This is a genomic window from Stenotrophomonas aracearum (assembly GCF_031834615.1).
GTDB classification, from domain to species: Bacteria; Pseudomonadota; Gammaproteobacteria; order Xanthomonadales; family Xanthomonadaceae; genus Stenotrophomonas; species Stenotrophomonas aracearum.
Map to the genome: position 1 here is coordinate 2,363,072 of NZ_CP115543.1, position 26,487 is coordinate 2,389,558.

The following is a 26,487-nucleotide window of genomic DNA, read 5'->3' on the forward strand; positions in this document are numbered from 1 at the left end:
ACCCTCGCAGAACATGGAGCCCCACATGCGCCTGAACCGCACGCTCACCACCCTCGCAGTGTCCGCCCTGCTCGCCGCCTGCGCCACCGGCCCCCTCAACCCACCCGCCCCCGCGGTCCTCCCAACCGCATTGCCCCCCGCTCCGCCGCCGGTCCCCGAGCTGCGCCCCGGTGTGCCCGCCGGCTACCTCGGCCGGTCCCTACCCGACAGCCTCGCCCTGCTGCCGCCGTACCCGGCCAAAGGCAGCCCTGGCTTCGCCCGCGACCAGGCGGTCAGCCGTGCCTCGCAGAAGCTGAAGAACACCCCCCGCTATGCCCTGGCCAGCCGCGACGCCGACCTGAGCTTCCCGCAGGTCGCCGGCACCTTCTCCTGCGCGCTCGGGGTGCCGGTCAGCGCGCAGGACACCCCCCGCCTGTACCTGCTGCTGCAGCGGAGCATGGTCGACGCCGGCCTGGCCACCTATGCCGCCAAGGACCACTACCAGCGGACCCGCCCGTTCGTGTTCTACAAGGAAAAAACCTGCGCACCGGCCGACGAAGAGGCACTGCGCAAGGACGGCTCCTATCCCTCCGGACACACCGCGATCGGCTGGGCCTGGGCACTGCTGCTCAGCGAGCTCAGCCCAGCCCAGGCCGACGCCGTGCTGGCGCGCGGCCGCGCCTTTGGCGAGAACCGCCTGATCTGCAACGCGCACTGGCAGAGCGATGTGCTGCAGGGACGCGCGGTGGGCGCCGGCGCGGTGGCGGTGCTGCACGCCAACCCGCAGTTCAACGCCGACATGGCCGCCGCCCGCGCCGAGATCAATGCACTGCGCGGCAATGGCGTGGAGCCGCAGGACTGCACTGCCGAGGCGGCGGCGTTGAAGGTGAAGATCCCCGGCGTGGAGTGATCATGCCGATACACAGGCAAAACAATGACCCGACTCGTCGTCCTACCCAATGACGGGGGAGACATCGCGCATGGCGACGAGGCGGGTCAAGCCGTTGTCCCGATCAGCACGGGAGAGAGTCGTGCCAGCGGGCACAACGCAGTCGTATGTGGATGGCCTGGCTCGCTGCCCCCTGAGCGATGACGGGGGAGACATCCCGCGGTTGACAGCGAGCCAGGTCAAACGGTGCAGATTCCGCGCGGGATCGCAGCAGAATCGGAAGCGTGTGGGAAAAGGCATGTGGCCACGTCGGGCCCGAAGCCGGCCAGCCCACCGGTCGGGCCCGACGGCAGCGCCGGCCGCGTCGGTGTCGCCAGGCCGGCGACAACGGCTTTGGCGCGGTCCACCGGCGCTGCGGCATGGATCCGCGTCCCCTTGTCGAGCTGCATGGCGGTGTCGACCGCATGCAATGGCACCCCGGGTGCGCTGGCCAGTCCCAGCGACAGCAGCCACAGCGGCACTTTCAGATGCAGCACGGTCGGGCCGGCGGCGAGGCTGCCGCGCGCGGTGGCGATTTCCGAGGTCACCACCAGCGCATCGAGCCGATGGTTCCAAACCAGCCTGAAAATCCTGCCCATCTGCCCTGCCCCCGACGCTGACGTTGCGTTGGGAGTATTAGAACGTCGCCATCCGCGCACGGACGCGGTATTCCGGCAGGGTGAATGTGCGTTCCGGCAAGTCGCAGTGGAAAACCGGCAGGCCGATGGACATTTCCGGCAGCGTGCCGGAAACGTGCACTCAGGCAGGACTGCCCAGCGAGGTCGGCGCACGCATCAAGGTGTCGCGCGGCAGCTCACCGAAGACCCGCCGGTAGTTGTCGGCGAACCGCGAAAGATCCCACAGCCCGCAACTCAAGGCGACCGCCTTCACCGATTTACGCGTCGAGTCGGCCATGGAAAGTCCACGGCACGCCGCGCACAGCCGCAGCATCGACAGGTAGCGGTTGGGCGACGTGCCGAACAGGTCCTCGAACGCATAGCGCAGCGCGCGTTCGCTGACGCCGGCGGCGTCGCAGATCTCATGCATGTAGATGTAGCGCCGCAGGTTCTGCCGCATGAAGTTCTCGGCACGCTGGGCGATCAGGTAGTGTGCGCGCCGCGCACGCGTGCCCGCCGCCCGTTCGGCGTTGCCGGTAGCGAGCAGCGCCTGCACGTGCGCGTGCAGCACCTGGTCCACGGCATCGGTCGGGAGCCCCCCACTGGTGGGGCCCAACCACGCCGGCAACTGCGCATAGCGTTGCGCCAGCGCCGATGGGCCATCGTCCGCCTCGGCGTTGAACAGCGACAGGGCCTGGCCGGAAGGCAGGCTGCCGCGCAGGCTCAGTTCCGTCAGCTTGCGTTCGATCCGGCGCAGCGGGGTCAGCAGCAGGCTGAGCCGGGTGCCCGCACTGAAGGCGAATTCACTTATGCCTTCCGGCAGGATGGTCAACGCCATCCCGGACGACAGCGGCACGCCATGGCACCAGCTCTGTGTTGGATCGGTCTGATGGATGTAGCCGAGCAGGCACCAGTCCTGCGGCAGCATGAACCGCCCGCGAAACTGGAAACCGCAGGTCGCACTGCAGAACAGCGACTCGTCATGCACCTGCGACTGGATCGATGCGCGTGGACCATTCCCGTCCAGCAGCACCAGCTCCAGCTCGCAGACGCGCAGCATTCCACCCAGCGTCGCCAGGTCGAACGGGCGCAGCGCGGTTTCTCCAATCCCCTCCACTACACCATCGGCCATGACAGTGGCTCCCCTGGTTGAATCGCACCCGCTGCGCACGGTGTCCGCAGCGGAAACACGTTCCTTCTTTATCGAGGCACTGCTGCGATATCCCCCCGAATTTTCGCGGCAGTATGTCTCGACGCGGGTGGCGGCACGCCATGGATTTACAGGACTTAATCAGCGGCGCACTGTCCAAGTTTCGTCACGACCATGTGTAGGTCGCGTCAATTTTCTGACTTCACGCTATTTTCATACATTCTGTAAACCGACTGGCCGGCGACAGGAATTTACAGACGGAGGCGAATGCACAAAATCGGCATATAAATGCCATCGATAAACTTTGTGGCCTGCGTGCCGATTTTGTGCATCGGCCGCGGGTGCCGCGACGGAGGATTATCCGCAACAGCGCCGGAGGGGATCCTTGGCGGATACCGGGCTGGACCACAGGGGGACTGCGATGGACCTGCCGACCGCAACGCCGTGCACCTGCTTCCGTCGCATGACCACGCGCGCGTGTTTCTCCGCGCGCGTCACCTCACCCAGGATTCAAAGCTGAGCGCATGAGGCCCGGCGGATCGCTCCGTCGGGCAGCGGCCGTCATGGCCGCGCCCCTGCGCAGGGACGCGCAGGTTCATTCGTGGCCACCGGTGGAACCGGTTCGTGCCACCCCACGCAGGCAACGTTCGGCTGACCGGAACAGGGAGAAGATCGTCATGCACAGTTCCATCCGCACCTTCATCGCCGAAGAAGATGGCGTCACCGCGCTCGAGTATGGATTGCTGGCCGCCGTGGTTGCCGGCGTCCTGGTCGTGGCCGGCAAGGCGGGCCTCACGGCGATGTTCACCGAGCTGTTCGACAAGCTCAAGGACCTGGTGAGTTCCGCCATCGGCGGTTCCGGCGCAGCCACGCCGTCAACCTGAGCCTCACCGGCACCCGGCCGTGGCGCCGGGTGCCCGGTTCGATCTCTTCGTTCGGTCCTGCAAGGGGGAGTACCGGATGTCCCTGTTGCCGCTGCTGGCGCTGTTGCTGAGCGTGCGCATCGCGATCAGCGATCTGTATGCCCGACGCGTACCCAATACCTGGCTGGCCGCCACTGCGCTGGCCGCACTGGCGTGGCTGCTCGGCACCCGGCTGGCCGGCACGCCGCTCCCGCTGCTGCCGCACGTGGCGGGCGCCGCGCTCGGGCTCGCCGCGCTGCTGCCGTTCTACGCCATCGGCTGGATGGGCGCGGGCGACGTCAAATACTTCGCCGTGCTCGGCCTGATGCTGGGCATGGGCGCGTTGTGGCCGCTGTGGCTGCTGGGCAGCCTGCTGGCCGCCGCGCACGCAGTTGCCCTGCTGCTGGGGCGCAGGTTCGGCGGCACGCTGCCGTTGCGACTGCAGCTGCTGCGCGACCGGGCCGGCCAACACTGGAAGCGGCATCCGCTCGCGCGCGGCATGCAGGCCGCACGCCAGGGCCGCGTCGGTATTCCGTTTGCCGCCTACCTGGCGGTGGCGACCGTGTCGCTGGTCCTGTGGCAGGGAGAAAACGCATGACCCGGCCGGCCCACGCACGCGGCGCAGCGACCCTGGAGTTCGCCTTCATGCTGATCTTCGGCCTGGTGCCGCTGCTGATGCTCACCTACACCGGCGTCATGATCATGGCGGTGCAGCAGACCCTGTCGCTGGCCTCGGCCGAAGGCGCGCGCGCCTCGCTGCGCTACGCGCCGGCGGCCGAACGCCGGGCGGCAGCCTGCCAGGCTGCAAAACGGTCCATGCAATGGCTGCTCAGCTTCGCCGCGCAGGACGCCGACTGCAGCGCCGCCGGCGCGCCGCCCATCGTGGTCTCGCCGCCGGCACCCTGCTCGGGCCTGCCCAGTGCGCAATGCATGCAGGTCTCGGTCAGCTACGACTATCGCGCCCACCCGTTCCTGCCCGGCACCGGCCGTGTCTATGGCTGGGTGATCGACACCCCGATCCGCAGCACCGCCGTGGCCCAGCTCGACCTGGGAATGCCGTGATGACCGCACCCGCCTGCCAGGAGGCACCTGCATGCTCAGACTGACCCGGATCACCGCCGTGGTACTGATCGCGCTGGCGCTGCTGCTGGCGCTGGCCGCCGTTGCGGTCGGCCGGCGCGCGCCGCCGCCGGTGCCGGCCGCCAGCGTAATGGCGCCCCGCGCAACGGTTACGGCCGAACCGGAGCCGGCGGCGTCGAGTGCCGCCTTGCCGGTGCAGAGCTATGCACAGCGGCTCAATCCCGGCGAACGCGCCCTGGCGGTCCCGGTCGATGAACTGGTCGCCGCCGGCAACCGGATCCTGCCCGGCGACCACGTGGACGTGTTCCTCAACCTGCGTGCACCGCCGGGCATGGACAAGGAGGGACAGGCCCAGACCCGCCTGCTGCTCTCGCGCCTGCGCGTGCTCAGCTATGGCGCCGCGGATGCGGTGTCGCATGCGCAGGCAGCCGACACGACCGCCCCGACCGCAGCCACCGACAGCCGCGCCGCCGATATCCAGGGCAGCGCCTCCAGCAGCAGCGGCAATGGTGGCACCCCGCAACCGGCGCGCAGCGCCGTGCTCGCCGTACCGGTGGCCGACGCCAACCGGCTGCTGCTCGGCGCGCAACAGGGCAAGCTGTTCCTGGCGCTGCGCAATCCGGCCGACCCCGGCCTGCCCGACGCCACGCTGTTCGCCCGCACCGATGCCGTGCTCGATGCGCGTCGCGACCTCGACCCGGCGCAACGGCTTGCGCTGGCCTCGCCGGAGAACGATGCCTACGCGGGCCTGGACGCGGACGCCCTTGCCGGCAAGGCAACAACGCCGCGCGCGCCACCGCATGCGCCCCGTCCCGCGCGCCAGCGCACCACATCGCGCGTGGATCGCGGCGTGGAGATCATCCGCGGCGACGTGTCGTCCACCACCGGAGCGCACTGACCCCATGCACGGACGCCTTCTCACCCCCTGCCTCATCGCCACAGTGCTCGCGGGCGTGCTCGCCCCCGCCCCGGCACGGGCCACCCCTGACGTGGTCCTGCAGCTGCGCGAGCAGCACCCGTGGGCGTTGCCTGCGGACCTGGAACGCATGGCCATCGCCGACCCCGGCGTGGCCGATGTGGTCATGCTGAAACCGGGCCAGGCCCTGCTGGTCGGCAAACAGGCCGGCAGCACCACCCTGCTCCTGTGGCAACGCGGACAACGCGAACCGCAGCGCCTGCAGGTGGAAGTGCGCGGCGCATTGCAGGGCGCGCTGCCCCCGCAGGACGACCTGCAGCTGACCGTGCAGGCGCAGCAGGGCCTGCTGCAGGGCAACGCGCCCAGCCTACTGGCGCACGAGGACAGCCGAAAGGCCGCGCAGGCCACGCTCGGGCGCGAGGGCCAGCTGGCCGACGTCTCGATGGTGGGCACCGGCGGCGTGGTGCAGGTCGAAGTGAAGGTGGTGGAGTTCAACAAGACCGTGCTGCGCCAGATCGGCATGAGTTTCGCCAACCGCAACAACGGCTTCTCCTGCGGCGTCGCGCGCCCCGGTGGCAACGTGCCGATACTGGACGCCGACGGCGGCAGCGAGCCGGTCGCCAGTCCGCTGTCGTCGGCGTTCGGGCTGGTGTTCCGCTCGCTCACGCATGGCTGGGCCGCCAACATCGACCTGCTGCAGAACAACGGCATGGCCCGCGTCCTGGCCGAACCGACGCTGGTGGCGCTGTCCGGGCAGAGCGCCAGCTTCCTGGCCGGTGGCGAACTGCCGATCCTCGAGCCGCAGGGGCTGGGTACCACCACGGTGACCTTCAAGCCGTTCGGCATCGGCCTCACCGTCACCCCCACCGTGCTCGGCCCGGACCGGATCGCGCTGAAGGTCGCCCCGGAAGCCAGCGACCTCAACTACACGGCGGGCATTTCTTATAACGGCGTGCAGATTCCCTCAATCACCACCCGCCGCGCCGACACCACGGTGGAGCTGGGCGACGGCGAGACCTTCGTGATCGGCGGACTGGTCAGCAACGCGGTGAGCTCCAGCGTCGACAAGATCCCGCTGCTCGGCGACCTGCCGGTGATCGGGTCGTTCTTCCGCAACCTCAACTACAAACAGGAGGAAAAGGAACTGGTGATCGTCGTCACCCCGCGACTGGTGCAGCCGCTGGCCAAGGGCACCGCGCTGCCGCTGCCCGGCGAGCGCGAGGTGCAACCGAAGCTGCCGGTGTGGGGTACATGGCTGCTCGGTCCGGTCTCGCCCGACCCGCTGCCCGGTTTCTCGCGCTGACAGGACGCCAACGCCCATGACCGCTTCCCTGCGACTGCTGCAGCCGACTCCTCCCCCGCTGACCCTGGTGCTGTATGCACCGGCCCGCGAGCTCGCGCTGGTGCTCGAGGCGCGCCTGCCGGTCGGCCTGCACGTGCACTGGCAGGACAGCGCGCTGCCCCCGGCCGCGCTCGAGGTACACCGCCGTAGTGGCCCGTGCGTGGTGCTGCTCGACTTCCGGCGCGACGCGGCAGCGGCCTCTGGCGACCTGGCCCGCTCGCTGCAGCGCACCCTGCCCGACCTGCCACTGGTGGCGGTCGGCTCGACCGCGCCCGGCCAGGACGAAGGCATCGTCGCAGCGGTCCGCACCGGCCTGCGCGACATCCTGGATCTCGAATCGACCACCGCCGATATCGACAGCGTGCTGCGCCGCGCCGCCGCGCTGTCGGCGCCATCGCCGCGCGCGCCGGTCCAGGCCGCCCCACAGGCCCAGCTGGTACTGCTGCTGGGCGTACGCGCCGGCGTCGGCTGCAGCACCCTGGCCGCGCACCTGGGCGTGCTGGCGCAGCAGTGCAGCAGCGGCGACGCCGACGACACCTCCGGCGAACTGCTGCCCACCGCCACCACGCTGCTGCTCGACCTCGGCCAGCCGGCCGGCGACACCGCGCTGTACCTCAACCTGGATAGCCAGTTCCATGTCGAAGACGCGCTGCGCCATGCCAGCCTCATCGACGGCACGCTGGCGCGCACCGCGATGGCGCGCCACGGCGGCGGCCTCACCCTGCTCGGGCAGGCGGCCGGCAGCGACGGCGGCCCCATTCCCGACCCCGCGGTGCTGGTACAGCGCCTGCGCACCGTGTTCGACACCGTGCTGTGCGACCTCGGCGGCCTGGCGCTGCGCCAGGTGCCGCGGTCGCTTTTCAACAGCGCCGACGCGATCTGGCTGGTCGCCGACCAGGCCATCGGCACGCTGGTCTCGCTCGACCTCGCACTCAAGCAGCTCGAGGCGATGGGCCTGCGCGACGACCGCGTGCAGCTGCTGATCAACCGCTACCAGGAAGACGATGGCCTGGTCCCGGCCCAGATCGCCGGCCGCTTCGGCCTGCCACTGCTGGCCACCCTGCCCGACTGCCATCGCCTGCGCGGCAGCGCCAACCACGGCCACCTGCTGCTGCAGGATGCCCCCCGCGACCCGTACGTGCGCGCCCTGGCGCCACTGCTGCTGCACCTGGACCACGCTGCCGCGCAGACCGCGCCGCGCAGCTGGCGCGAAAAACTCGCTCTTGCCCTGGGTGGACTCCAATGGAAGACAAAGTAACCCCGTTCGCTCCCTCTGCCGCGCGCGTGGCGCTCGCCGCCGCTGCCGTGGCCGACCTGCAGGTTCCGTTCGCGCAGTCCGACGAGTACCAGAAGGTGCTGCTCGCCGCGCACGAGCACCTGCTCAACCGGATCGAAGACGAGCGCATCGACATCGACGCGTGGGCGCCGGACACCGTCGGCCGCTACGTGCGCACGCAGACCGCGCTGTTCGTGCAGGAATGGCGCATTCCGGTCAACGAAGCCGAGATGGAGATCGTGGCCGCCGCGCTGGTCAAGGAGCTGACCGGGTTCGGCCCGCTCGACGACCTGCTGCACGACCCGGCCATCGAAGACATCCTGATCAACGGCTACAAGGACATCCACGTGTCCCAGGGGGGCCGCCTGGTGCGCGCACGCCAGCGTTTCAGCGACGACAGCCACCTGCTGCGCATCCTGCGCCGCATCCTGGCCCCGCTCGGGCGCCGGCTGGACGAGTCCAACCCGATGGTGGACGCGCGCCTGCCCAACGGCGGACGCCTCAACGCCATCATCTCGCCGTTGGCCGTAGACGGCCCGATGGTGTCGATCCGCAAGTTCCGCAAGGACCCGTTCACCCCCGATGAACTGCTGCGCATGGGTACCTTCGACGCCGCCATGCAGGCCCTGCTGCACGCCATGGTGCTGGGCCGCTGCAACATCCTGGTCTCCGGCGGCACCAGTTCGGGCAAGACCTCGCTGCTCAACGCGCTGGCCAGCTACGTGCCGGCCGGCGAGCGCGTCATCACCGTCGAAGACACCGCCGAACTTTCGCTCAACCACCCGCACGTGGTGCGCCTGGAGAGCCGCATCGGCGGCTCCGACGGCCAGGGTGCGATCAGCATCCGCGACCTGCTGCGCAACAGCCTGCGCATGCGCCCGGACCGGATCGTGGTCGGCGAAGTGCGTGGCGCGGAAGTGCTGGAGATGCTGCAGGCGATGAACACCGGGCATGACGGCTCGATGGCGACCATCCACGCCAACTCGCCGCGCGACTGCCTGTACCGTATCGAGATGCTGGCCGGCTTCGCCGGTTTCCAGGGCAGCGAGGACAGCCTGCGCCGGCAGATCGCCAGTGCCATCGACTTCATCGTGCAGATCTCGCGGCTGGGCAGCGGTCGCCGCGTGCTGATCTCGATCACGGAAATCACCGGGGTCAGCGACAACCTGATCAGCACCCAGGAGATGTTCCGCCACGAAGTGCAGTACGACACCGACGGCAGCGAACGCGACCGCTGGATCGGGCTCGGCTTCCAGCCGCATTCGCACAAGCTCGAACCATTCCGTCGGCAACTGCGTGAAGCACTGGACGGGAGTTTCTGAACATGGTGACCGTGCTGCTGTTGTGCAGTGCGATGCTGGTGCTGGTGGCCGTGGCGATGGAGCTGTGGCTGCTGGCCGACCGCCGCGCCCGCCAACGCGCCTCGCTGCTGCATGCCGAGCAGCGGCTGGCAGTGGGGCCGGCGGTGCCGACCCTGGCCGGGTTGCCGCCGCGCGGCGCCACCGCGTCGGCGCCGCTGCCGCAGGCACCTTCGCTGCCATGGGACGACCTGCTGCAACGTGCAGGGCTGCGCCCTGGCTGGCGCCTGCCGGTGCTGTGGCTGGCCGGGGGCCTGCTGCTGGCCGCGATGGCCGCCAGCCGGATCGGCACGGCCTGGCTGTGGCCGATCACGCTGGGGCTGCTGGCGCTGCTGCTGGGCGTGTGGATCTCGCGCCGCATCCTCGGGGTCAAGCGCCGGCTGCTGCGCCAGCTGCCGGACTTTCTCGACAACCTGGTGCGCCTGACCGCGCTGGGCAACAGCCTGCAGATGGCCTTCCAGACCGCCAGCCAGCAGGTGCCCGCGCCGCTGCGCGCACTGCTGGATGACACCCTCTCCGCTACCCGCAGTGGACTCGACCTGGACCGTGCCCTCTCGCAGGCCGCACGCCCGTACCGGCTCGAGGTGTTGGAGGTGCTGGCCGTGGTGCTGGGCGTGAGCCTGCGCATCGGCGGCCGCTCCGACCAGATCCTGCAGCGCATGAGCGACTTCATGCGCGACCTGGAACAGGCCCAGCAGGAACTGATGGCCACCACCTCGGAAACGCGCATGTCGGCCTGGGTGCTGGGGTTGCTGCCGCCGCTGTGCGGCCTGCTGATGGCGATCGCCAGCCCGGACTTCTTCCAGCCGGTACTGCACGCACCGCTCGGGCACCGCATTCTCGGCGGTGCGCTCGTGCTGGAACTGATCGGCGGGTTCCTGCTGTATCGGCTGGCACGCTCGCTATGAAAGAGAGCGCCCTGTGGTTCGCCGCGCTGCTGGTCCTTGCCGCCGGGCTTGCCCTGCTGGGCGTGGCCGCGCTGCTGTTGAATGGTCGCCGGCAACGCACCGCCGCGACATTGCAGAGCGCGTTGCGCTCGCGCGAGGAAGGTGCCGCCGCGCCGGCGACCGCGATCGACTCCGGCAGCCGCAGCCTGGGCTGGCTCGCCGCAGTGGGCGAGCGTTTCAACGGCGGCCGCGTCGAAGCGGCGCTGCTCGCCCCGGAAGACCGCCTGCTGCTGGATCAGGCCGGCTGGAATACCCGCACCGGCACAGCGGTGTTCCTCGGCTTGCGCCTGTTGCTTGCCGTCCTGTGCCTGGTGCTGGCCGGCCTGCTGTTCGACGCCCACGGCGTGCAGCGCGTGCTCGTACCGCTGGCCGCGCTCGCCTTCGGCGTGCTGCTGCCCAAGCTGGCGCTGCGCAGCTTGGCCAACCGGTTGCGGCAGCGGGTGAATGCCGAACTGCCGCTGATGATCGACCTGCTGCGCCTGCTGCAGGGCGTGGGCTTCAGCATGGACCAGAGCCTGCAGACGTTGGGCGACAAGCTGCGCACCGCGATCCCCGTGCTCGGTCGCGAAATCCAGCAGGCCAACGTCGCCTACATGCACGGCCGCAGCCGCCAGCAGTCGCTGCGCCGGCTCGCCGACGCGTTCAACGACGAAGACCTGCGCAGCCTGGTGCAGCTCATCCTGCAGGTGCACGAACACGGCGGCGCGGTGCAGGAACCGCTGCGCCAGTTCAGCGTGCGCCTGCGAGAACAGCGCCGCGCCACGCTCAAGGAGAAGGTCGGCAAGCTCTCGGTGAAGATGACCGTAGTGATGATGCTGACCCTGCTGCCGGCATTGATGCTGGTGTTGTCCGGCCCGGCGATCATCGCGCTGGCCGATGCCATGACCCGACTGGGAACCTGAGCATGTCGACCCGTACCCTCCATTTCTCTGTGTTGCTGGCCGTCGCCGCGCTGGGCACGGCTTGCCATTCCACCCGCCCTGCGTACCGTCCCGACCCGGTCAGCCTCGCCACGCCGGCAAAGCCCGCACAGGACGACAAACGCCTGTACCTGGCCCTGATCGCGCAGATGCAGCAGCAGGGCGCGTACTACGCCTCGCTGGCCCATGTGGATGCCTATCGCCAGCGCCATGGCGACAGCCCTGCCCTGCGCCTGCTGCAGGCCGACGCACTGCGCGCCACCGGGCAGCTGCCGGCCGCGCGCAGCCTGTATGTCGCGCTCGCCAACGGCCCACAGGCGGCAGCCGCATGGCATGGACTGGGCCTGATCGCGGTGCACGAAGGCGATCCCGCGCAGGCCGAACAGTGCCTCGCGCGCGCGGTGGCGTTGGAGCCACTCAACACCGATTACCTCGGCGACCTGGGCTTCGCGCGGCTGCGTGCGGGGCAGCGCGAACAGGCACGCGAGCCGCTGGCCAGGGCCGCCGAATTGGCGCCGGACAAAATCCAGGCCAACGCCAACATGGCGTTGTGGGCGCTGTTGAGCAACGAAACTGCGCTGGCCGAACGCATCCTGCACAGCGCCGGCTTCCCCGAGGCGACCCGGCAGGAAGTGCTGCGGCTGGCTGTTGAGCTGGGGCCACCTGCCGCCGCGTCCTCCTCCCCCGAACGTCTCGCTGATGCCCACCTTGCCTCCGGGAGCACGCCATGAACGTTTCCGCCACTGCCCGCTTTGCGGGCGTAGTGCTGGTCTTTGTCGCGCTGGGCACCACCTCCGCCCTGTCCGCCGAGTCGCGGCCGGCTGCCGGGGTCACTCCTGCGCCGGTGGTCGCATCACCGACGCCGCCGGATCCCCGCGCCGCCCAGATAGGCGACGCCACTCGAGCGCTGCTTCGCCTGCAGGCCAGCGGCGAACGCGCCGGCACGCCGCTTCCCATCCTGGGCGACCAGGCCTCGGCCAGCTACAAGCGCTACATCGACAGCTTCACCCATCCCATTCCCGCCTACCTCGCCCCCAGCCTGCGCCCGGATGCCGCCGGTGGCGCAGCGACCACCGGGAAGTAGGCCCATGCGCGCCCCGAACCATGCGCGCGGCGGGATGTCGGTGACCATGATGTTCGTGCTGCTGGGCCTGCTCGGCATGCTCGGCCTGATCGAGATCGGTTACCTGTACTGGGCCAAGCGCGATGTGCAGAAAATCGCCGATCTCTCGGCACTGGCCGGGGCGCAGCGGCTCGACCTGTGTACCGCCGACCGCGCCGACAACACTGCCGCACGCCGCAACGCACTGGAAGCCAATCGCTTCCCCGGCACCCTCACCGTGCAGTGCGGCAGTTGGAACGCCAGCCATGCCAGCGAAGACCATTTCCTGCATGACGCCAGCACGGTACCCAATGCGGTCAAGGTCGTGGCCGAACGCGCGGTGCTGCCGTTCTTCGGCGGCACCACCCGCCTGCCCAGCGTGCGTGCGCAGGCGGTGGCCACCCGCGCGCCGCCGCTGGCGGTGTTCAGCGTCGGCGCGCAACTGCTGCGGGTCAACGGCAATACCCCGCTGGGCAGCGTGCTGCGTCTGGTCGGGGTGGACCTGGACCAGACCACCCTGCTCGGCTACGACGGCCTGGCCCAGGCAAAGGTCACGCCGGGCGGCCTGCTGCAGGCGCTGGGGATCGAGGTCGACGCCGACATCAGCGTGGCCGATTTCAACGCGCTTCTGGCCGCGCACAAGGTCTCGCTCGGCCGGCTGCTGACCGCCACCGCACAGGTGCTGGCGCAGAGCGGCGTGGCCAACGCCGACCTGGATGCGCTGCACGACGCGCTGGCCACCAAGCTCGACCTCGACCGGCTGGCCGTGCAGCTCGGCAGCGATGCCGCCGGCAGCGGCCTGTTCGCCCGCATCGTCGCCCCCGACGGCGCCGCCACCGCCGCGCTGCAGGCCCAGGTCAGCGCGCTCGATGTGCTGACCACCAGCATCAGCATCGCCTGCCGCGGGCGCGCGGTCGAGGTCCAGAACCTCGACATCCTCGGCGTGCAGGCGCAGGCGGCGGTGATCGAACCACCCTCCATCGCCATCGGCGGCGTCGGCGCCCGCGCCTACAACGCCCAGGTGCGCGTCTACCTCGACATCGACACCAACACCCTGCCACTTGGCGTCGGCAAGGTCCTCGGCGCACTGGGCATCCGGCTGCACCTGCCGATCCACGCCGACGTCACCAATGCGATGGGCACGCTGACCGCGTTGCAGTGCAGTGTGCAGCCGGCCACCGCCACCGTCCAGGTCGATGCGTCGGTACTGCGCGCCTGCGTCGGCAAGGTCGCCGACAGCGCCCGCTTCTCTATCCGCAACGTGTGCGAAGAGAGCCTGCAGAACGAGCAGCTGCTGACCCTGCTCGGCGCGCCGCTGGTCAACGACCGCATCCAGCTCAACGCGCTCACCCATTCCGAGCAGCTGACCCTGGCCGCCGGCGAAACGAAATCAACCTCGATCAACGGCGCGCAGCTGGGCAGCGCGGTCAACGAGCTGGTGCAGCAGCTGCTGCGCGTGCTGGGCGGCATGCTGAACCCGGCCAGCAAGGGCATGAACACCGGCGACACCGCCAACCAGCTGGCCGAGCAGTTCCTCAAGGCCTCCAACCCCGGCAACGGCCTGTACGACGTGGACCGCACCATCTCCCTGCTGCGCAACGGCAGCCCGGCGCAGGGCATCCCCGCGTTCGGCGACTGGATCGTGCCCAAAGGTGTTCCCCGGGCCTGCGGACTGGGCCTGCTGACCTGCTTCGACGACGGCTCGGCGTGGGACGGCTATCGCGCCACAGTGACCGGCCAAGGTTTGGGCTTGATCGATGGCCTGCTAGGGACCCTGCTAGGGGGACTCGTGGTCAACCGCTGCAGCGGCCTGGTCAGCGCGCTGTTGGCCTACAACGCCTGCCTCAAGGCCAACCTCGCGTCCTACCTGCAGACTGCACCGGCCGGCGTGCTGGACGCCTACCAGGGCGCAGGAAGCGTGACCGACCCCGGCACCAATGCGGTGGCGTGCACGGGCCTGCTGTGCACCCTGCTCCGCCCGGTGCTGGAAGGCGTGCTCAAGCCCCTGCTCAACGGCGTCGGCACCCTTCTCACCACCACCCTGGCCAACGTGCTCGGACTGGAACTGGGCCGCACCGACGTGCACCTGCAGGCCACCGCCTGCAACCCCGCACAGCTGGTGTATTGACCGGGCTGGCTACAATGGGCGCATCCCTCCTGCCGGACGCGTCCCATGACTGCCACCGATGTGCCCCTGACCTTCTACGTCCGCCTCCAGGTCAAACCCGAACGGGTGCAGGACTGGCTGGACGCCGTCCACGCGCTGATCGACCGCATGGCCGAGGAGCCGGCTTTCATCTCCTGCGACCTGCACCGCGATGCCAACGACCCCACGTTGTTCACCCTGTACGAGCGCTGGGACGAAGACTCGGTGCAGGATTTCCTCGCCCACCAGTCCACCGACTACCGCGCCGCCTACGACGCGCTGCTGCCGGGGCTGCTGCAGAAGCCGCGCGAGCCGCAGGTGCTGGAATTGATCCAGAGCTGGGAAGCGCAACAGGAACAATGAAAAACGGCGACCCAAGGGTCGCCGTTTTCATGCTGCACCGTCGTTGCGATCAGGCCGCCTGGACCTGCTCGCTCTGGCGCTGCACCAGCGCGTTGAAGCGCGCCAGCGAGCTCAGGTGGTGGTGGATCGACGCCAGCCAGCCGTTGCGGTGCCAGGCGACGATGATGTCGTCGGGCAGCTTGGCGAACTTCTCGACGTCGACGACGTGGAAGCCGTTGACCGACATCTTCTCGCCGTTGTTCAGGGTCACGTCGATGCTGCGGTCCACCAGCAGGTCCTGGGCCAGCAGCGCGGCGCTGAACTGACGGGTCTGCTCGTGTTCGCGGGTGAAGTCGGCGCAGAACTTCATGGCGTTGTCGACCAGCTCGGTCGCCTTGCCGTCGACGAACAGCGGTTCGCCTTCTTCGTTCTCGCCCTGGTTGACCTGCTCCGAATCGGCGTCCAGCGCCAGCAGGAAGTTGCCGTCTTCCTCGGACTGCATGAACACGAACGGGTAACGGCGCAGGTAGGCCGGCGCGTAGGTGTTGTCGGCCCAGCGGCCGTCATTGACGAACAGGTTGTTGCGGGCCAGGCCCACCGCCACGATCGGCGCGGCGTCCTTGCCGGTGAACAGGATGGGGAAGTGCTGGGCGGCCATGCCGAATTCGCCGATCACCGCCGGAATGGCGTTGGTGTCGGCGGCGAAGGCAAGCGAACCCGGGCGCAGGCGCCAGTTGGCGTGCTTGTCCGACTGCAGCGGCAGCGGCTGGCGGTAGAACAGCGGGCCGGAAGCCTGGGTGGAATCGGTCGGCGGAGTAGTCGTTTCAGCAGTCATGAATGTGATCGGATACGACGCGCCAGACAGCCCGGGCGCGAAAGCGGGCACCGCATTGATCGGTCACTATAGCGTGGCTGTTTGACGATTGCCTGCTGCGCCCCCGGTTCAGCGGAGTCCTACGTTTTTCGCTGCATTGCAGCAAATCCGGGAAACGGGGCTGATAGCGACGGCCTGCATGGTCATCGCGGAGGTCACGGGACATGATCGCCTCCGTTCCGCAGCAGATCTCCCATGAACGCCCGCCTCCCTTCCCCCGGCCTGATCGGCCTGCTCCGCCCTGCCCTGCTGGGCACGGTCTGCGCTGCCCTCGCCGCCTGTGACGACGCCGCGCCTTCCGCGCAGCTGCCCGGCCTGACCCTGCTCTCCGCACAGGATGTGGCGGCCGACCCCATGCCCGGCAACGACGATGCGCTGCGCCGCGTGCACTACCGCGATCTGCATGGCGAAGGGGTGCTAGTGCTGGAGCGCAGCGCGGCGGTGATCGACGACCCGGCCGGTAGCGGTTCGCTCGACGTGGCGATCCTGACCGCGCGGCTGTACGTCCGGTCAGGGCCCCGCAAGGGGTGGACCAAGCAGTGGCAACGCCAGATCCGCCAGCCCTGTGCCGCTCCGGTGCTGGAGGCGGCCTGGCTGCTGCAGCACGTGGGCGCCACCGACCTGGACGACGACGGCCAGGCCGAGATCACCCTGGCCAGCCATACGTTCTGCGGCAACGGGAGCGGCCCGCACCAGTTGCACGTGAGCCTGATCGACGGCAGCACCGGCTACGGCATCGAAGGCGAAACCCGGCTGGACGCCGCCGGCCAGGCGCGGTTCGACGGCGAACGCCACCAAAGCCCCAGCCTGGCTTCGGCACCGCCGGTGTTCGTGCAGCACCTGGAGAAGGTGTGGTCCGCGCTGGGCGATACCTCGACCACGCACGCCCGCCAGGCGCACTGAGCGCGTGCCGTGCGGCGGTGGTATGGTCAGCGCTGGCCCCCGCAGGAGCGACCCATGGCACTTCGTTCGCGCAGTCTGATTACGCTGGTGGCAATGGCCACCTTGTCCCTGTCAGCCTGCGCCACCGCGCCGGGCCCGCACATCACCGGCAGCGGCCAGTGCCATGCCGAACCGCTGGCCTGGGCCATCGGCAAGCCGGCCGACGAAGCCAACATGCGTGCCCTGCTCAAGCAGAGCGGCGCCGGCCTGATCGACCCGATCGGCCCGGCCACCATCACCGCCAGCGCCACCCGCGACGACCGCCTGCGCGTGTTCATCGACAGGAACAACGTGATTACCGCGGTCAAGTGCGAATGACGGACGGCACCAACGAATCCTCGCTGATATCGGCCAACGTCCGCGCGCCGGTCAACGTCATCGCCACCCGCATTTCCTTCGCGATAAGGTCCAGCAGGTTGGCCACGCCGGCCTCGCCATGCGTGGCCAGCGCGTAAACGAACGCGCGCCCCAGCAGCACGCCGTCGGCGCCCAGCGCGAGCATCCGCACCACGTCCAGCCCGGTGCGGATGCCCGAATCGGCCAGGATCTCCACCTCACCCTTGACCGCTGCGGCGATCGCCGGCAATGCGCGTGCGGTGGAGAGCACGCCATCCAGCTGCCGCCCACCATGATTGGAGACCACGATGCCGTCGGCGCCGAACCGCACCGCGTCGCGCGCATCGTCCGGGTCCAGGATGCCCTTGATCACCATCGGCCCGCTCCAGAACTCGCGGATCCACTCCAGGTCCTTCCACGAGATCGACGGATCGAAATTGCTGCCCAGCCAACCGATGTAATCCGCCAGCCCGGTCGGGCTGCCGCGATACGCTGAAACATTGCCCAGGTCATGCGGCCGCCCGCGCAGGCCCACGTCCCACGCCCAGCGCGGGTGGGTCACCGCCTGCAGCATGCGCCGCATCGCCGCGTTCGGCCCGCTCATGCCCGAGTGCGCATCGCGGTAGCGCGCGCCGGGCACCGGCATGTCCACCGTAAACACCAGCGTGGTCACGCCGGCCGCCTTGGCCCGCTCCAGCGCATTGCGCATGAAGCCCCGGTCCTTCAGCACGTACAGCTGGAACCAAATGGGCCGGCCGATGACCGGCGCCACTTCCTCGATCGGGCAGACCGACACCGTCGACAGCGTGAACGGAATGCCGCGGCTGGCCGCCGCGCGTGCGGCCTGCACCTCGCCGCGCCGCGCGAACATGCCGGTCAGCCCCACCGGCCCCAGCGCTACCGGCATCGCCATGCGCTCGCCCAGCAACTCGGCCTCCAAGCTCAGCGCTCCCATGTCGCGCAGCACCCGCTGGCGCAGGGCGATATCGGCCAGGTCGTCGACATTGCGGCGCAGGGTGTGCTCGGCGTAGGCGCCGCCGTCGGCATAGTGGAACAGGAACAGCGGCAGCCGGCGCTGCGCGGCAGCGCGGTAATCGGTGGAAGCGGAGATGATCATGGTCCAACCATGGCGGATGCGAATGCAGGCCGCCCATTAGACCAAAGTCAGCCGCAGCAGGGGCTGGTCGGTCCCTTCAGTTCGACGGCGTTGCCATCCGGGTCGCGCAGGTACAGCGACAGGCCGTCTCCCTCCGCGCCCAGGTTGCTGCGTACCTGCCCGTCCACCGCGACGCCATGTTCCTGCAGGTGCGTGCGCAGCGCCTCTTCGTCGAACGGCTCGATCCGCAGGCACAGGTGCTCCAGGTTGCGGCCCTGTGCCCCGGCGGCCGGGCCACCGCGGCTGCCCAGCGCGCCGTCCACGCTGATCAGGTCGATCATCGAACTGCCCGCATGCAGGTGGATCATTCCCAAGGTCGGGCGCTCGCGCGCCACGGTGCAGCCCAGTACATCGCAGTAGAAGGCCAGCGCACGCTGCAGGTCCTGCACCCGCAGCACCACGTGGTCGATACGTTGGATCTCGAACGGTCGCTCGCTGCCCATGACGACTACTCCAGCTTCTTGGCCAGACGGCGGAACACCGTCAGCACGATCACACACAGCACGCTCACGCCGATGGCGATGACGTACTCCCCGATCCCCACCGCGATGCCGATGGCCGCGGCCATGATCAGCGAACTGGCCGTGGTCAGCCCGCTGACCTCGTCCTCGCGGCTGCCGCGCAGGATCGTTCCTGCGGCCACGAACCCCACGCACGCCACCACCGCCTCGATCAGACGCACCGGGTCGACCTGCAGCAGGTCGCGATAGCGCTCCTGCTGGAAATGCTCGGCAATGCTGTCGCCCAGGCCAACGATCAACGCGGCCGCGCCGGCGATCAGCATGTGCGTGCGCAACCCCGCCGCATGCTTGCCCATTTCGCGCTCGATGCCGAGCACGCCGCCGAACAGCATGGCAGCGCCAATGCGCAGCAGGATCGATAGATCTTGTTCCATTCCCATCAGGTTCCAGTGGCGATGGGTGGAGCGTTGCCTGATCGTCGTGGGAATTCCGTGAAATGGGATGTGAGCGCGACGTGCAGGAGCGGTGCATCCGCCCCTGCTGCGCCGCATTACTGCGCCAGGTAGCCGCCGTCGATGGCGTAATACGTACCCGTGGCGAACGACGCATCGTCACTGGCCAGCCAGGCCACCAGCGCGGCAACTTCCTCGGCCTTGCCCAGCCGTCCCAGCGCGTGCTTGGCCTCCAGCGCCTTCTTGACGGCCGGATCCATCTTGTCCAGCAACGGCGTGGCGATGAAGCCGGGGCCCACCGCGTTGACGCGGATCCTGTCGCTGGCGTGCTCCCACGCGGCGGTCTGGGTCAGCCCCACCACCCCGTGCTTGGCCGCCACGTAGGCGGCCGAGTTGGCGAAGCCGACCTGGCCCAGGATGGAGGCCATGTTGACGATGCTGCCGCCCTTGCCGGCCTTGCGCAGCGCCTGGATCTGGGCACGCTGGCACAGGAACACGCTGTTGAGGTTGACGTCGATCACCCGCTTCCAGCCGTCGATCGGGTAATCGCCGCTGAGCGCGGAGGGCCCGCCGATGCCGGCGTTGTTGACTGCAATATCAAGCCCACCCAGTTCCTGCACGGTGCGCTGCACCGCCGCTTCCACGGCGGCTTCGTCGGTGACGTCCAACGCGATGCCGATGGCCTTCACGCCCTTGCCGCGGATCGCCTCGGCGGTCTTCTGCACCGCGTCGTCCTTCAGGTCCCACACCGCCACCGCCGCGCCGGAGTCGGCGAACACTTCGGCCACGGCCAAGCCGATGCCGGAGACGCCGCCGGTAACGATGGCGACCTTGCCCTTCAGCTGATAATCGATCATTGCGCTTGCCTCTGCCTGGATTCGATCCCACCTTACGCCTGCAAAACGTTACACAACGTGCACGGGAGGCCCCGCAACAATGCTTCCCATCGCTGCAACGCACGCGCCCCTATGCTGGGTGTCGTACCCCTGCACGATTTCCCATCCCCCAAGGCACTTTCATGACAGAGTCCACTGACGGAACGTTGTTCACTCCCACCCGGCTTGGCGCGATCGAGGTCGCCAACCGTATCGCGATGGCCCCGCTGACCCGCAACCGCGCCATCGAAGGCCGCGTGCCGAATCCGCTGGCGATCCAGTACTACCAGCAACGCGCCAGCGCCGGGCTGATCATTGCCGAAGCGACCCAGATCAGCCCGCTGGGCCAGGGCTACCTGGATACGCCCGGCATCTACAGGCAGGCGCAGATCGACGCGTGGCGCAAGGTGACCGACGCGGTGCACGCCGAGGGCGGCCGCATCGTGCTGCAGCTCTGGCATGTGGGCCGCGTTTCGCACACCAGCCTGCTGCCGGAAGGCGAAGTCCCGGTGGCGCCCAGCGCGATCCGTGCCAATGCCAAGACCTTCACCGCGAACGGCTTCGAAGACGTGTCCGCGCCGCGCGCCCTGCGCCTGGAGGAAATTCCCGGGGTGGTCCAGGACTACCGCCAAGCCGCGCGCAATGCGCTCACTGCCGGCTTCGACGGGGTCGAGGTGCATGCCGCCAACGGCTACCTGATCGACCAGTTCCTGCGCGATGGCAGCAACCATCGTACCGACGAATACGGTGGCAGCATCGAGAACCGCACGCGTCTGCTGGAGGAAGTGGTGCGTACGGTGGTCGCGGAGATCGGCGCGGAGCGCACCGGCGTACGCCTGTCGCCGACCACCCCGGCCAGCGACGCGTACGATTCCAACCCGCAGCCGTTGTTCGAACGCGCGGTGGAGCGCCTGGATGCGATTGGCGAGTTGGCCTTCATCCATGTCATCGAAGGCGCCACCGGCGGTCCACGCGACAACATCCCGTTCGACTACGCCGCGCTGCGGGCGAAGTTCCGTGGGTCGTGGATCGCCAACAACGGTTACGACAAGGCCAGCGCCGAGGCGGCGATTGCCAGCGGCTATGCCGACATGATCGCCTTCGGCCGGGCCTTCATCGCCAACCCGGACCTGGTGGAGCGCCTGCGCAATGACGTTCCGTTGTCGGATTTCAATCCTGACACCCTGTATGGCGGTGGTGCCGAGGGGTATACGGATTACCCGAGCATGTCGGGCTCCAACGTCGCGGAATGATGCACACGGTGCCGGGCACGCGGCCCGGCACCGTCGTTTCGATCAATACACCGGCAACGAAATGAAACTCGCCTGCTGCGGTGCGTGCCACACCTGCTGGGTCGCCTTCTGGTAATCGCCCGGCTTGGCCAGGTAGATGTTGGGCACGAAGGTCTGCGGGTTGCGGTCGTACAGCGGGAACAGCGTCGACTGCACCTGCACCATCACCCGGTGGCCGGGCTGGAATACATGGTTGGCGGTAGGCAGGCCGAATTTGTAATCCAGCACCTGGTTCGAGGCAATCGCCTTCGGCTCGCTGAAGCTCTCGCGATAGCGCCCGCGGAAAATCGCCATCGACACCGCCAGCTCATACCCGCCCATTTCCGGCGTGGACGGCACCTGGTCCGGATACACGTCGATCAGCTTCACCACCCAGTCGCTGTCGCTGCCACTGGTCGCCGCCTGCAGGTTCACCTGCGGCGCGCCGCCGATGCGCAGCGGTTCGGTCAGCGGCTCGCTGACGAAGGTGAGCACGTCGGGGCGACCATCGACGAAGCGCTGGTCCTTGACCAGCCAGGTGGTCCACATGTCGCGGTCGGCGAAGCGCACCGGGCGCGGCACGAACGGCACCGGCTTGGCCGGATCGGACACGTACGCGTCATAGGTCGCCTCGCCCGCCTGCGGCGCCTCGAACGAGAGCTTGCCGCCGGCGCGCAGGTACAGCGGCTTGGTCTGCGCGGCGGTACGCGGCCACTGCTGCAGGCGGTCCCAGTGGTTTTCGCCGGTGTTGTAGATCAGCACCGGCGGCGTGTCGGCCTTGGCCGCGCCATCGACCAGGTACTGGTCGAAGAACGGCTTGAGCACGTCGCGGCGGAACTGCAGCGCGGTGTCGCCGTCGAACTTGAGTGCGCCCAGGTTTGCGCCGTCATAGTTCACCTGGCTGTGCCGCCACGGGCCCATCACCAGGTAATTGAGGGTATTGTCAGTGTCGCGCGGTTCCATCGCCGCATAGCTGTGCACTGCGCCCCACATGTCTTCCTGGTCCCACAGGCCCTGCAGCCACATGGTCGGCACCTTCAACGGGGTGCTGGCCATGCGCTTGTCCAGCGCCTGTTCCTGCCAGAACGCGTCGTAGGAGGGGTGTTCCACCAGCTTGTGCCACCACGGCAGCTGGTCGATGCCATTGGCCTTGGCATAGTCGCCGGCCGACCCGGCACGCAGGAAGGTGGTGTAGTCGTCGTAGCCGACGCTGGGAATGGACGGACCCTTGCCACGCTTGGCCAGCTGGCCGGTGAAGTAGCCGAAGTTGACCTGGCGGAAGGCACCGTAGTTGAGCCAGTCGTCGCCCATCCAGCCATCGATCATCGGGCTCTGCGGCGCGGCCACCTTCAGCGCGGGATGCGGGTCGGTCAGCGCCATCACCACGGTGAAGCCTTCATACGACGAGCCGAGCATGCCGACCTTGCCGTTGCTTTCCGGCACATGCTTGACCAGCCAGTCGATGGTGTCCCACGCATCGGTGGCGTGGTCGACCTTGGTGCCATTGAGCGGACCGCGCAGCGGCCGGGTCATCACGTAATCGCCTTCGGAGCCGTGCTTGCCGCGAATGTCCTGGAACACGCGGATGTAGCCGGCATCGACAAACACCTCGTCGCCCTGCGGCAGGATATCGCGCATGTGCGGCGAATCCATGCGCTTGGCGCGATTGGCGGCGTCGTACGGGGTGCGGGTAAGCAGCATCGGCGCATTGTGGGCACCCTTGGGCACCACGATCACCGTATACAGCTTGGTGCCATCGCGCATCGGCACCATGACCTCGCGCTTGTCGTAGTCGAAGCCCGCGGTCGGGGTCACGAACCCCTTGGCTGGAATGTCCGGCGTCATCGGCGCGGTCTGCGCCGACACGCTGGCGGCAATCATCAGGCTCAACAGCACAGGCACGACACGAACACGCATGGCTCTCTCCGGGAAGGGTGATGGCAACCAACCTTCCCAGCCTAGCGCTGTTCGCCCGCGGCGCCTATGTGTCGTAGGTTGGCCGCGAACGAACAGATCCTGCAAAACGCCACGTCGGTCGTTCACTGCGCGGGCGCGTGGCGACGCGTTCATCGGACGAACGCGTCATTGCTGCCGGGGCGCGGCTCTGCCCGGCTCGACGCAAACCATCAACGCACCACACCCCCACTCAACACCACCGGCACCGTCTGCAGCGGCTCGCTGGCCGAGCGCGACAGCTGCAGCTCATACCGCCCTTCGGCAATCTTCCACTGCTTGTCGGCGGTATCGAAGCTGGCCATCGCCTTCGGCTCGGCCTCGATCCGGATCCGGCGCGACTCGCCCGGCTGCAGCATGACCTTCTGGAAGCCGATCAGGCGGATCGGCGTGGTGCTGCCTTCCGGCAGCTTCAGGTACAGCTGCGCCACGTCCGCGCCGGCGACCTTGCCGGTATTGCGGATGTCGACCGTCGCCACCAGCCGCTGCCCCATCGCCGTGTAGGTCAGGTTGTCGTACTGGAACTGCGTGTACGACAGGCCGTGGCCGAACGGGAACTGCGGTACCAGGCCCTTGGCTGCGAACCACTTGTAGCCCACGTTGGCGCCTTCGATGTCGTAATCGATGGTGTCGTCCGGCTTGTTCTTCGGATTGAAGCCCAGCCCGTTCACGTGCGGGCGCGGCAGCTGCGAGGCGTCGATCGGCCAGGTCACCGGCAGGCGGCCGGACGGATTGACCTTGCCGGTCAGCAGCGTGGCAATCGCCTCGCCACCGCGGATGCCCGGGTACCACGCCTGCATCACGGCCGGCACCTGCTGCAGCCACGGCAGCTCGACCGGGCCGTTGGTTTCCAGCACCACCACCGTCTTCGGGTTGGCCTTGGCCACGCCCGCGATCAGCGCGTCCTGGTTGTCCGGCAGCTGCATGTGCGGCAGGTCCACCGACTCGGCCGACCACTGCGTGGCGAACACGATCGCCACGTCCGCCGCCGCGGCAGCGCGCGCCGCTGCCGCCACGTCACGGCCGTCCACGTATTGAATGGTTGCATCCGGGCGCTCGGCGCGCAGGGCTTCCAGCGGCGAAGACGGGTGGAAGATCACCGGGCCCGGCCAGGTGGTCGGCAGCACGCCGGGCACCGCATTGGTGCCACGGGCAGTGAACCCCACGTGCGACGAACCGCCGCCACCGATCACGCCCTTGTCCGCGTGTCCGCCGATGATCACGATGCGCTGCACGTCCTTGGCCAGCGGCAGCAGGCCGCCTTCGTTGCGCAGCAGCACGCTGCCCTCTTCCACCGTGCGCTGCGCGGCGGCGAAACCCGCCGCGACGTCGATCGGCACGTGCTGCGGCGGCAGGTCGAAGTTGCCGTGCGCGAACATCGTGCGCAGGATCCGCGCCACCATGTCGTCCAGGCGCGCCTGCGGCACCGTGCCACCGGCCACCGCAAGGCGCAGCGGCTGGTCGAAGTACACCGCCTTGTCGAACACCTCACCGGCCGACTGCTGGTCCAGCCCGGCCAGGGCCGCCTTGGAACCGCTGTGCACGCCGCCCCAGTCGGACATCACGAAACCCGGGAACTTCCATTCCTGCTTGAGCACCTGGTTCATCAGGTAATCGTGCTCGCAGCCGTAGGTGCCGTTGATGCGGTTGTACGAGCACATCACCGAGCCGGGCTTACCGGAATCCAGTGCGATCTCGAACGCCAGCAGGTCCGACTCGCGCATCGCCTGCTCGCCGATCTCGGCGCTGTGGAAGTTGCGCGAGGTTTCCATGTCGTTGAGCGCGAAGTGCTTCATCGTCGAAATCACGTGCTGGCTCTGCACGCCCCGGATCGACTCGCCGACCAGGCGACCGGCCAGCACCGGGTCTTCGCCGGCATATTCGAAGTTGCGGCCGTTGCGCGGGTCGCGCTGCAGGTTGACGCTGCCGGCCAGCAGGATGTTGAAGCGCTGCTGCCAGGCTTCACGGCCCATGGTGGCACCGCCGGTAAACGCGATCTGCGGGTTCCACGTAGAGGCCGTGGACGGGCCCGATGGCATCGCCGTGGCAATGTCGCCCTTGCGGATGCCCCCCGGGTTGGTCACGCCCACGCCGGCATCGGCCGACTGCTGGGCCGGAATGCCCAGGCGCGGCACGCCCGGCACGAAACCGGCCGAACCGACCGCGCCTTCCGGCAGCGGTCCGCCGTCCTTGCCCAGCCCGAAGTAGCTGTGCAGCATCTGGAACTTCTCGTCCACGGTCATCTTCGCCACCAGCGCCTTGGCGCGGGCATCGGCGTTCAACGTGGTGTCCATCCACGGCGTGTCGCCGCCGACCGGTGCGGTGTAGGCGAGGGTCAGCAGCTGGCCGGACAGCGGGGCGGAATCGGCATCGATCCGCAGCTTGATCGGCGCACTCGTCGCCGACGCGAAGCCGGCGCTGTAGTACTGCTGTTTGGCGCCGGCCTGGAGGCCGCCTGCATCCAGCAGCATGCCGTCCAGCGGCAGGCTGCCCAGCAGCACGGCCGGGGCGCCCAGCCGCGAGCCTTCCACCAGCGTCTTGATGCCCGGGTCCGGCGAAACGGCAGCAGCGGTATACATCGCCACCACGTGGCGGCCGTCGTTGAGGCGCAGGTAATTCAGCCCCGGCGTTTCCACGCCCGACTCGGCCTCCACCGGCAGGCGCGACAGCACCACGCTGCCGTGCTGTTCGGCGGCGGCTGGATCGGCGCTGACGAAACGGTAGGTGTAGCCGAGCTGGTCGGCCAGCGCGGCCAGCGGGTCCGGCGCCAGCGCGCTGTCGGGGGTGTCGGCGGCGCGGGTGACGTTGTCGATGGTCAGCGCATCCACGTCCAGCGCCTGCAGCTGCGCGGCCACGGCAGCGGTGTCCAGGTACGTCGGCGCCTGCTCCAAACGCAGCACGGTGAAGGCATCGGCGGGGGCAGCGGGGGCGGCCGAAGCGGCAGCGGAGAGCGACAAGGCGATGGCGGCCGTCAGGGCCAGGGGCTTTGTAATCGTTTTCATAAGCGGGCGAAACACCTTTGCTGACGCAGTAAATCCAGGGAGTCTTGCCGCAGAAGGGTGCAGCGCCGTAGTGGCGGGACACCGGCACGCAGGCGGCCGATATCGGAACTACACGGGTACGCCGACCACGATCAGGCCCCTCCGCCTGTCGCTACAGCCA

Annotated in this window: 26 protein-coding genes; 17 read left to right on the top strand and 9 right to left on the bottom strand. The window is 68.7% G+C overall.

The annotated features are described in order from the left end of the window. The first annotated feature begins 25 nt into the window (after positions 1–25). Positions 26–889 carry an acid phosphatase gene (locus tag PDM28_RS10730; RefSeq protein ID WP_311181962.1) on the top strand — a complete coding sequence of 288 codons (864 nt, stop codon included), beginning with the start codon at positions 26–28 and terminating at the stop codon, positions 887–889. Between the two features lie 218 nt (positions 890–1,107). On the opposite strand, the gene PDM28_RS10735 is transcribed toward PDM28_RS10730, so the two are convergent. Both PDM28_RS10735 and PDM28_RS10740 read right to left on the bottom strand, forming a co-directional pair. Beyond that, positions 1,108–1,506 carry an ESPR domain-containing protein gene (locus PDM28_RS10735; RefSeq protein WP_311181963.1) on the bottom strand — a complete coding sequence of 133 codons (399 nt, stop codon included), beginning with the start codon at positions 1,504–1,506 and terminating at the stop codon, positions 1,108–1,110. Between the two features lie 160 nt (positions 1,507–1,666). Beyond that, positions 1,667–2,656: a helix-turn-helix domain-containing protein gene (locus tag PDM28_RS10740; RefSeq protein ID WP_311181964.1), complete on the bottom strand. Its 990-nt coding sequence runs from the start codon at positions 2,654–2,656 to the stop codon at positions 1,667–1,669. A gap of 695 nt (positions 2,657–3,351) precedes the next feature. On the opposite strand from PDM28_RS10740, the gene PDM28_RS10745 reads away from it, so the two are divergent. The 13 genes from PDM28_RS10745 (at position 3,352) to PDM28_RS10805 (ending at position 15,026) form a co-directional block, all read left to right on the top strand. After that, a complete protein-coding gene (locus PDM28_RS10745) occupies positions 3,352–3,558 on the top strand; it encodes a Flp family type IVb pilin (RefSeq protein WP_070208264.1) in 207 nt (68 codons plus the stop codon). Between the two features lie 76 nt (positions 3,559–3,634). Then, entirely contained in the window at positions 3,635–4,174 is a 540-nt protein-coding gene (locus PDM28_RS10750) for a prepilin peptidase (protein ID WP_311181965.1), read from the top strand. Beyond that, complete coding sequence (locus tag PDM28_RS10755; protein WP_311181966.1) at positions 4,171–4,638, top strand: pilus assembly protein; 468 nt, start codon at positions 4,171–4,173, stop codon at positions 4,636–4,638. The genes PDM28_RS10750 and PDM28_RS10755 overlap by 4 nt, the downstream gene beginning before the upstream one ends. A 31-nt stretch (positions 4,639–4,669) precedes the next feature. Next, positions 4,670–5,554 carry a Flp pilus assembly protein CpaB gene (gene cpaB / locus PDM28_RS10760; RefSeq protein WP_311181967.1) on the top strand — a complete coding sequence of 295 codons (885 nt, stop codon included), beginning with the start codon at positions 4,670–4,672 and terminating at the stop codon, positions 5,552–5,554. Positions 5,555–5,558: 4 nt separating this feature from the next. Next, entirely contained in the window at positions 5,559–6,875 is a 1,317-nt protein-coding gene (locus tag PDM28_RS10765; protein WP_311181968.1) for a type II and III secretion system protein family protein, read from the top strand. A 16-nt stretch (positions 6,876–6,891) separates the two neighbouring features. Next, positions 6,892–8,172 carry a CpaE/TadZ family protein gene (locus PDM28_RS10770; RefSeq protein WP_311181969.1) on the top strand — a complete coding sequence of 427 codons (1,281 nt, stop codon included), beginning with the start codon at positions 6,892–6,894 and terminating at the stop codon, positions 8,170–8,172. Then, entirely contained in the window at positions 8,157–9,512 is a 1,356-nt protein-coding gene (locus tag PDM28_RS10775) for a TadA family conjugal transfer-associated ATPase (RefSeq protein WP_311181970.1), read from the top strand. Before PDM28_RS10770 ends, PDM28_RS10775 begins: the two co-directional genes overlap by 16 nt. Before the next feature lie 2 nt (positions 9,513–9,514). Further along, complete coding sequence (locus PDM28_RS10780; protein WP_311181971.1) at positions 9,515–10,456, top strand: type II secretion system F family protein; 942 nt, start codon at positions 9,515–9,517, stop codon at positions 10,454–10,456. After that, entirely contained in the window at positions 10,453–11,397 is a 945-nt protein-coding gene (locus tag PDM28_RS10785) for a type II secretion system F family protein (protein WP_311181972.1), read from the top strand. The genes PDM28_RS10780 and PDM28_RS10785 overlap by 4 nt, the downstream gene beginning before the upstream one ends. 2 nt (positions 11,398–11,399) lie before the next feature. Beyond that, positions 11,400–12,146 (top strand): tetratricopeptide repeat protein, encoded by a 747-nt coding sequence (locus PDM28_RS10790; RefSeq protein WP_311181973.1) that lies wholly within the window; start codon positions 11,400–11,402, stop codon positions 12,144–12,146. After that, on the top strand, positions 12,143–12,499 hold the full coding sequence (locus PDM28_RS10795) for a DUF3613 domain-containing protein (protein WP_311181974.1): 357 nt from the start codon (positions 12,143–12,145) through the stop codon (positions 12,497–12,499). Before PDM28_RS10790 ends, PDM28_RS10795 begins: the two co-directional genes overlap by 4 nt. 4 nt (positions 12,500–12,503) lie before the next feature. Then, positions 12,504–14,645, top strand: coding sequence for a TadG family pilus assembly protein (locus PDM28_RS10800; protein WP_311181975.1), 2,142 nt, complete (start codon positions 12,504–12,506; stop codon positions 14,643–14,645). 45 nt (positions 14,646–14,690) lie between these two features. Next, the gene (locus PDM28_RS10805; RefSeq protein ID WP_311181976.1) at positions 14,691–15,026 is read left to right on the top strand and encodes a putative quinol monooxygenase; all 336 of its coding nucleotides are present in this window, start codon (positions 14,691–14,693) and stop codon (positions 15,024–15,026) included. Positions 15,027–15,075: 49 nt separating this feature from the next. Here the strand turns inward: PDM28_RS10805 and PDM28_RS10810 are convergent, their stop codons facing one another. After that, on the bottom strand, positions 15,076–15,840 hold the full coding sequence (locus tag PDM28_RS10810; RefSeq protein WP_311181977.1) for a SapC family protein: 765 nt from the start codon (positions 15,838–15,840) through the stop codon (positions 15,076–15,078). Between the two features lie 234 nt (positions 15,841–16,074). On the opposite strand from PDM28_RS10810, the gene PDM28_RS10815 reads away from it, so the two are divergent. Both PDM28_RS10815 and PDM28_RS10820 read left to right on the top strand, forming a co-directional pair. After that, positions 16,075–16,782 (top strand): M949_RS01915 family surface polysaccharide biosynthesis protein, encoded by a 708-nt coding sequence (locus PDM28_RS10815; protein ID WP_311181978.1) that lies wholly within the window; start codon positions 16,075–16,077, stop codon positions 16,780–16,782. A 54-nt stretch (positions 16,783–16,836) separates the two neighbouring features. Then, positions 16,837–17,139: a hypothetical protein gene (locus tag PDM28_RS10820; RefSeq protein ID WP_311181979.1), complete on the top strand. Its 303-nt coding sequence runs from the start codon at positions 16,837–16,839 to the stop codon at positions 17,137–17,139. Here PDM28_RS10820 and lldD read toward each other — a convergent pair. The 4 genes from lldD to PDM28_RS10840 form a co-directional block, all read right to left on the bottom strand. Next, positions 17,126–18,274 (bottom strand): FMN-dependent L-lactate dehydrogenase LldD, encoded by a 1,149-nt coding sequence (lldD, locus tag PDM28_RS10825; protein ID WP_311181980.1) that lies wholly within the window; start codon positions 18,272–18,274, stop codon positions 17,126–17,128. The two genes, PDM28_RS10820 and lldD, sit on opposite strands and share 14 nt — an antisense overlap. A gap of 47 nt (positions 18,275–18,321) precedes the next feature. Further along, the gene (locus PDM28_RS10830; protein WP_311181981.1) at positions 18,322–18,756 is read right to left on the bottom strand and encodes a VOC family protein; all 435 of its coding nucleotides are present in this window, start codon (positions 18,754–18,756) and stop codon (positions 18,322–18,324) included. Positions 18,757–18,761: 5 nt separating this feature from the next. Then, on the bottom strand, positions 18,762–19,214 hold the full coding sequence (locus tag PDM28_RS10835) for an MgtC/SapB family protein (protein WP_102944847.1): 453 nt from the start codon (positions 19,212–19,214) through the stop codon (positions 18,762–18,764). Positions 19,215–19,324: 110 nt separating this feature from the next. Next, positions 19,325–20,083: an SDR family NAD(P)-dependent oxidoreductase gene (locus tag PDM28_RS10840; RefSeq protein WP_311181982.1), complete on the bottom strand. Its 759-nt coding sequence runs from the start codon at positions 20,081–20,083 to the stop codon at positions 19,325–19,327. Between the two features lie 161 nt (positions 20,084–20,244). On the opposite strand from PDM28_RS10840, the gene PDM28_RS10845 reads away from it, so the two are divergent. Beyond that, positions 20,245–21,354, top strand: a complete 1,110-nt coding sequence (locus tag PDM28_RS10845) for an alkene reductase (RefSeq protein WP_311181983.1) — start codon at positions 20,245–20,247, stop codon at positions 21,352–21,354. 42 nt (positions 21,355–21,396) lie between these two features. On the opposite strand, the gene PDM28_RS10850 is transcribed toward PDM28_RS10845, so the two are convergent. Continuing rightward, on the bottom strand, positions 21,397–23,289 hold the full coding sequence (locus tag PDM28_RS10850; protein ID WP_311181984.1) for a CocE/NonD family hydrolase: 1,893 nt from the start codon (positions 23,287–23,289) through the stop codon (positions 21,397–21,399). Between the two features lie 209 nt (positions 23,290–23,498). After that, on the bottom strand, positions 23,499–26,327 hold the full coding sequence (locus PDM28_RS10855; protein ID WP_311181985.1) for a beta-glucosidase: 2,829 nt from the start codon (positions 26,325–26,327) through the stop codon (positions 23,499–23,501). Between the last annotated feature and the right edge of the window lie 160 nt (positions 26,328–26,487).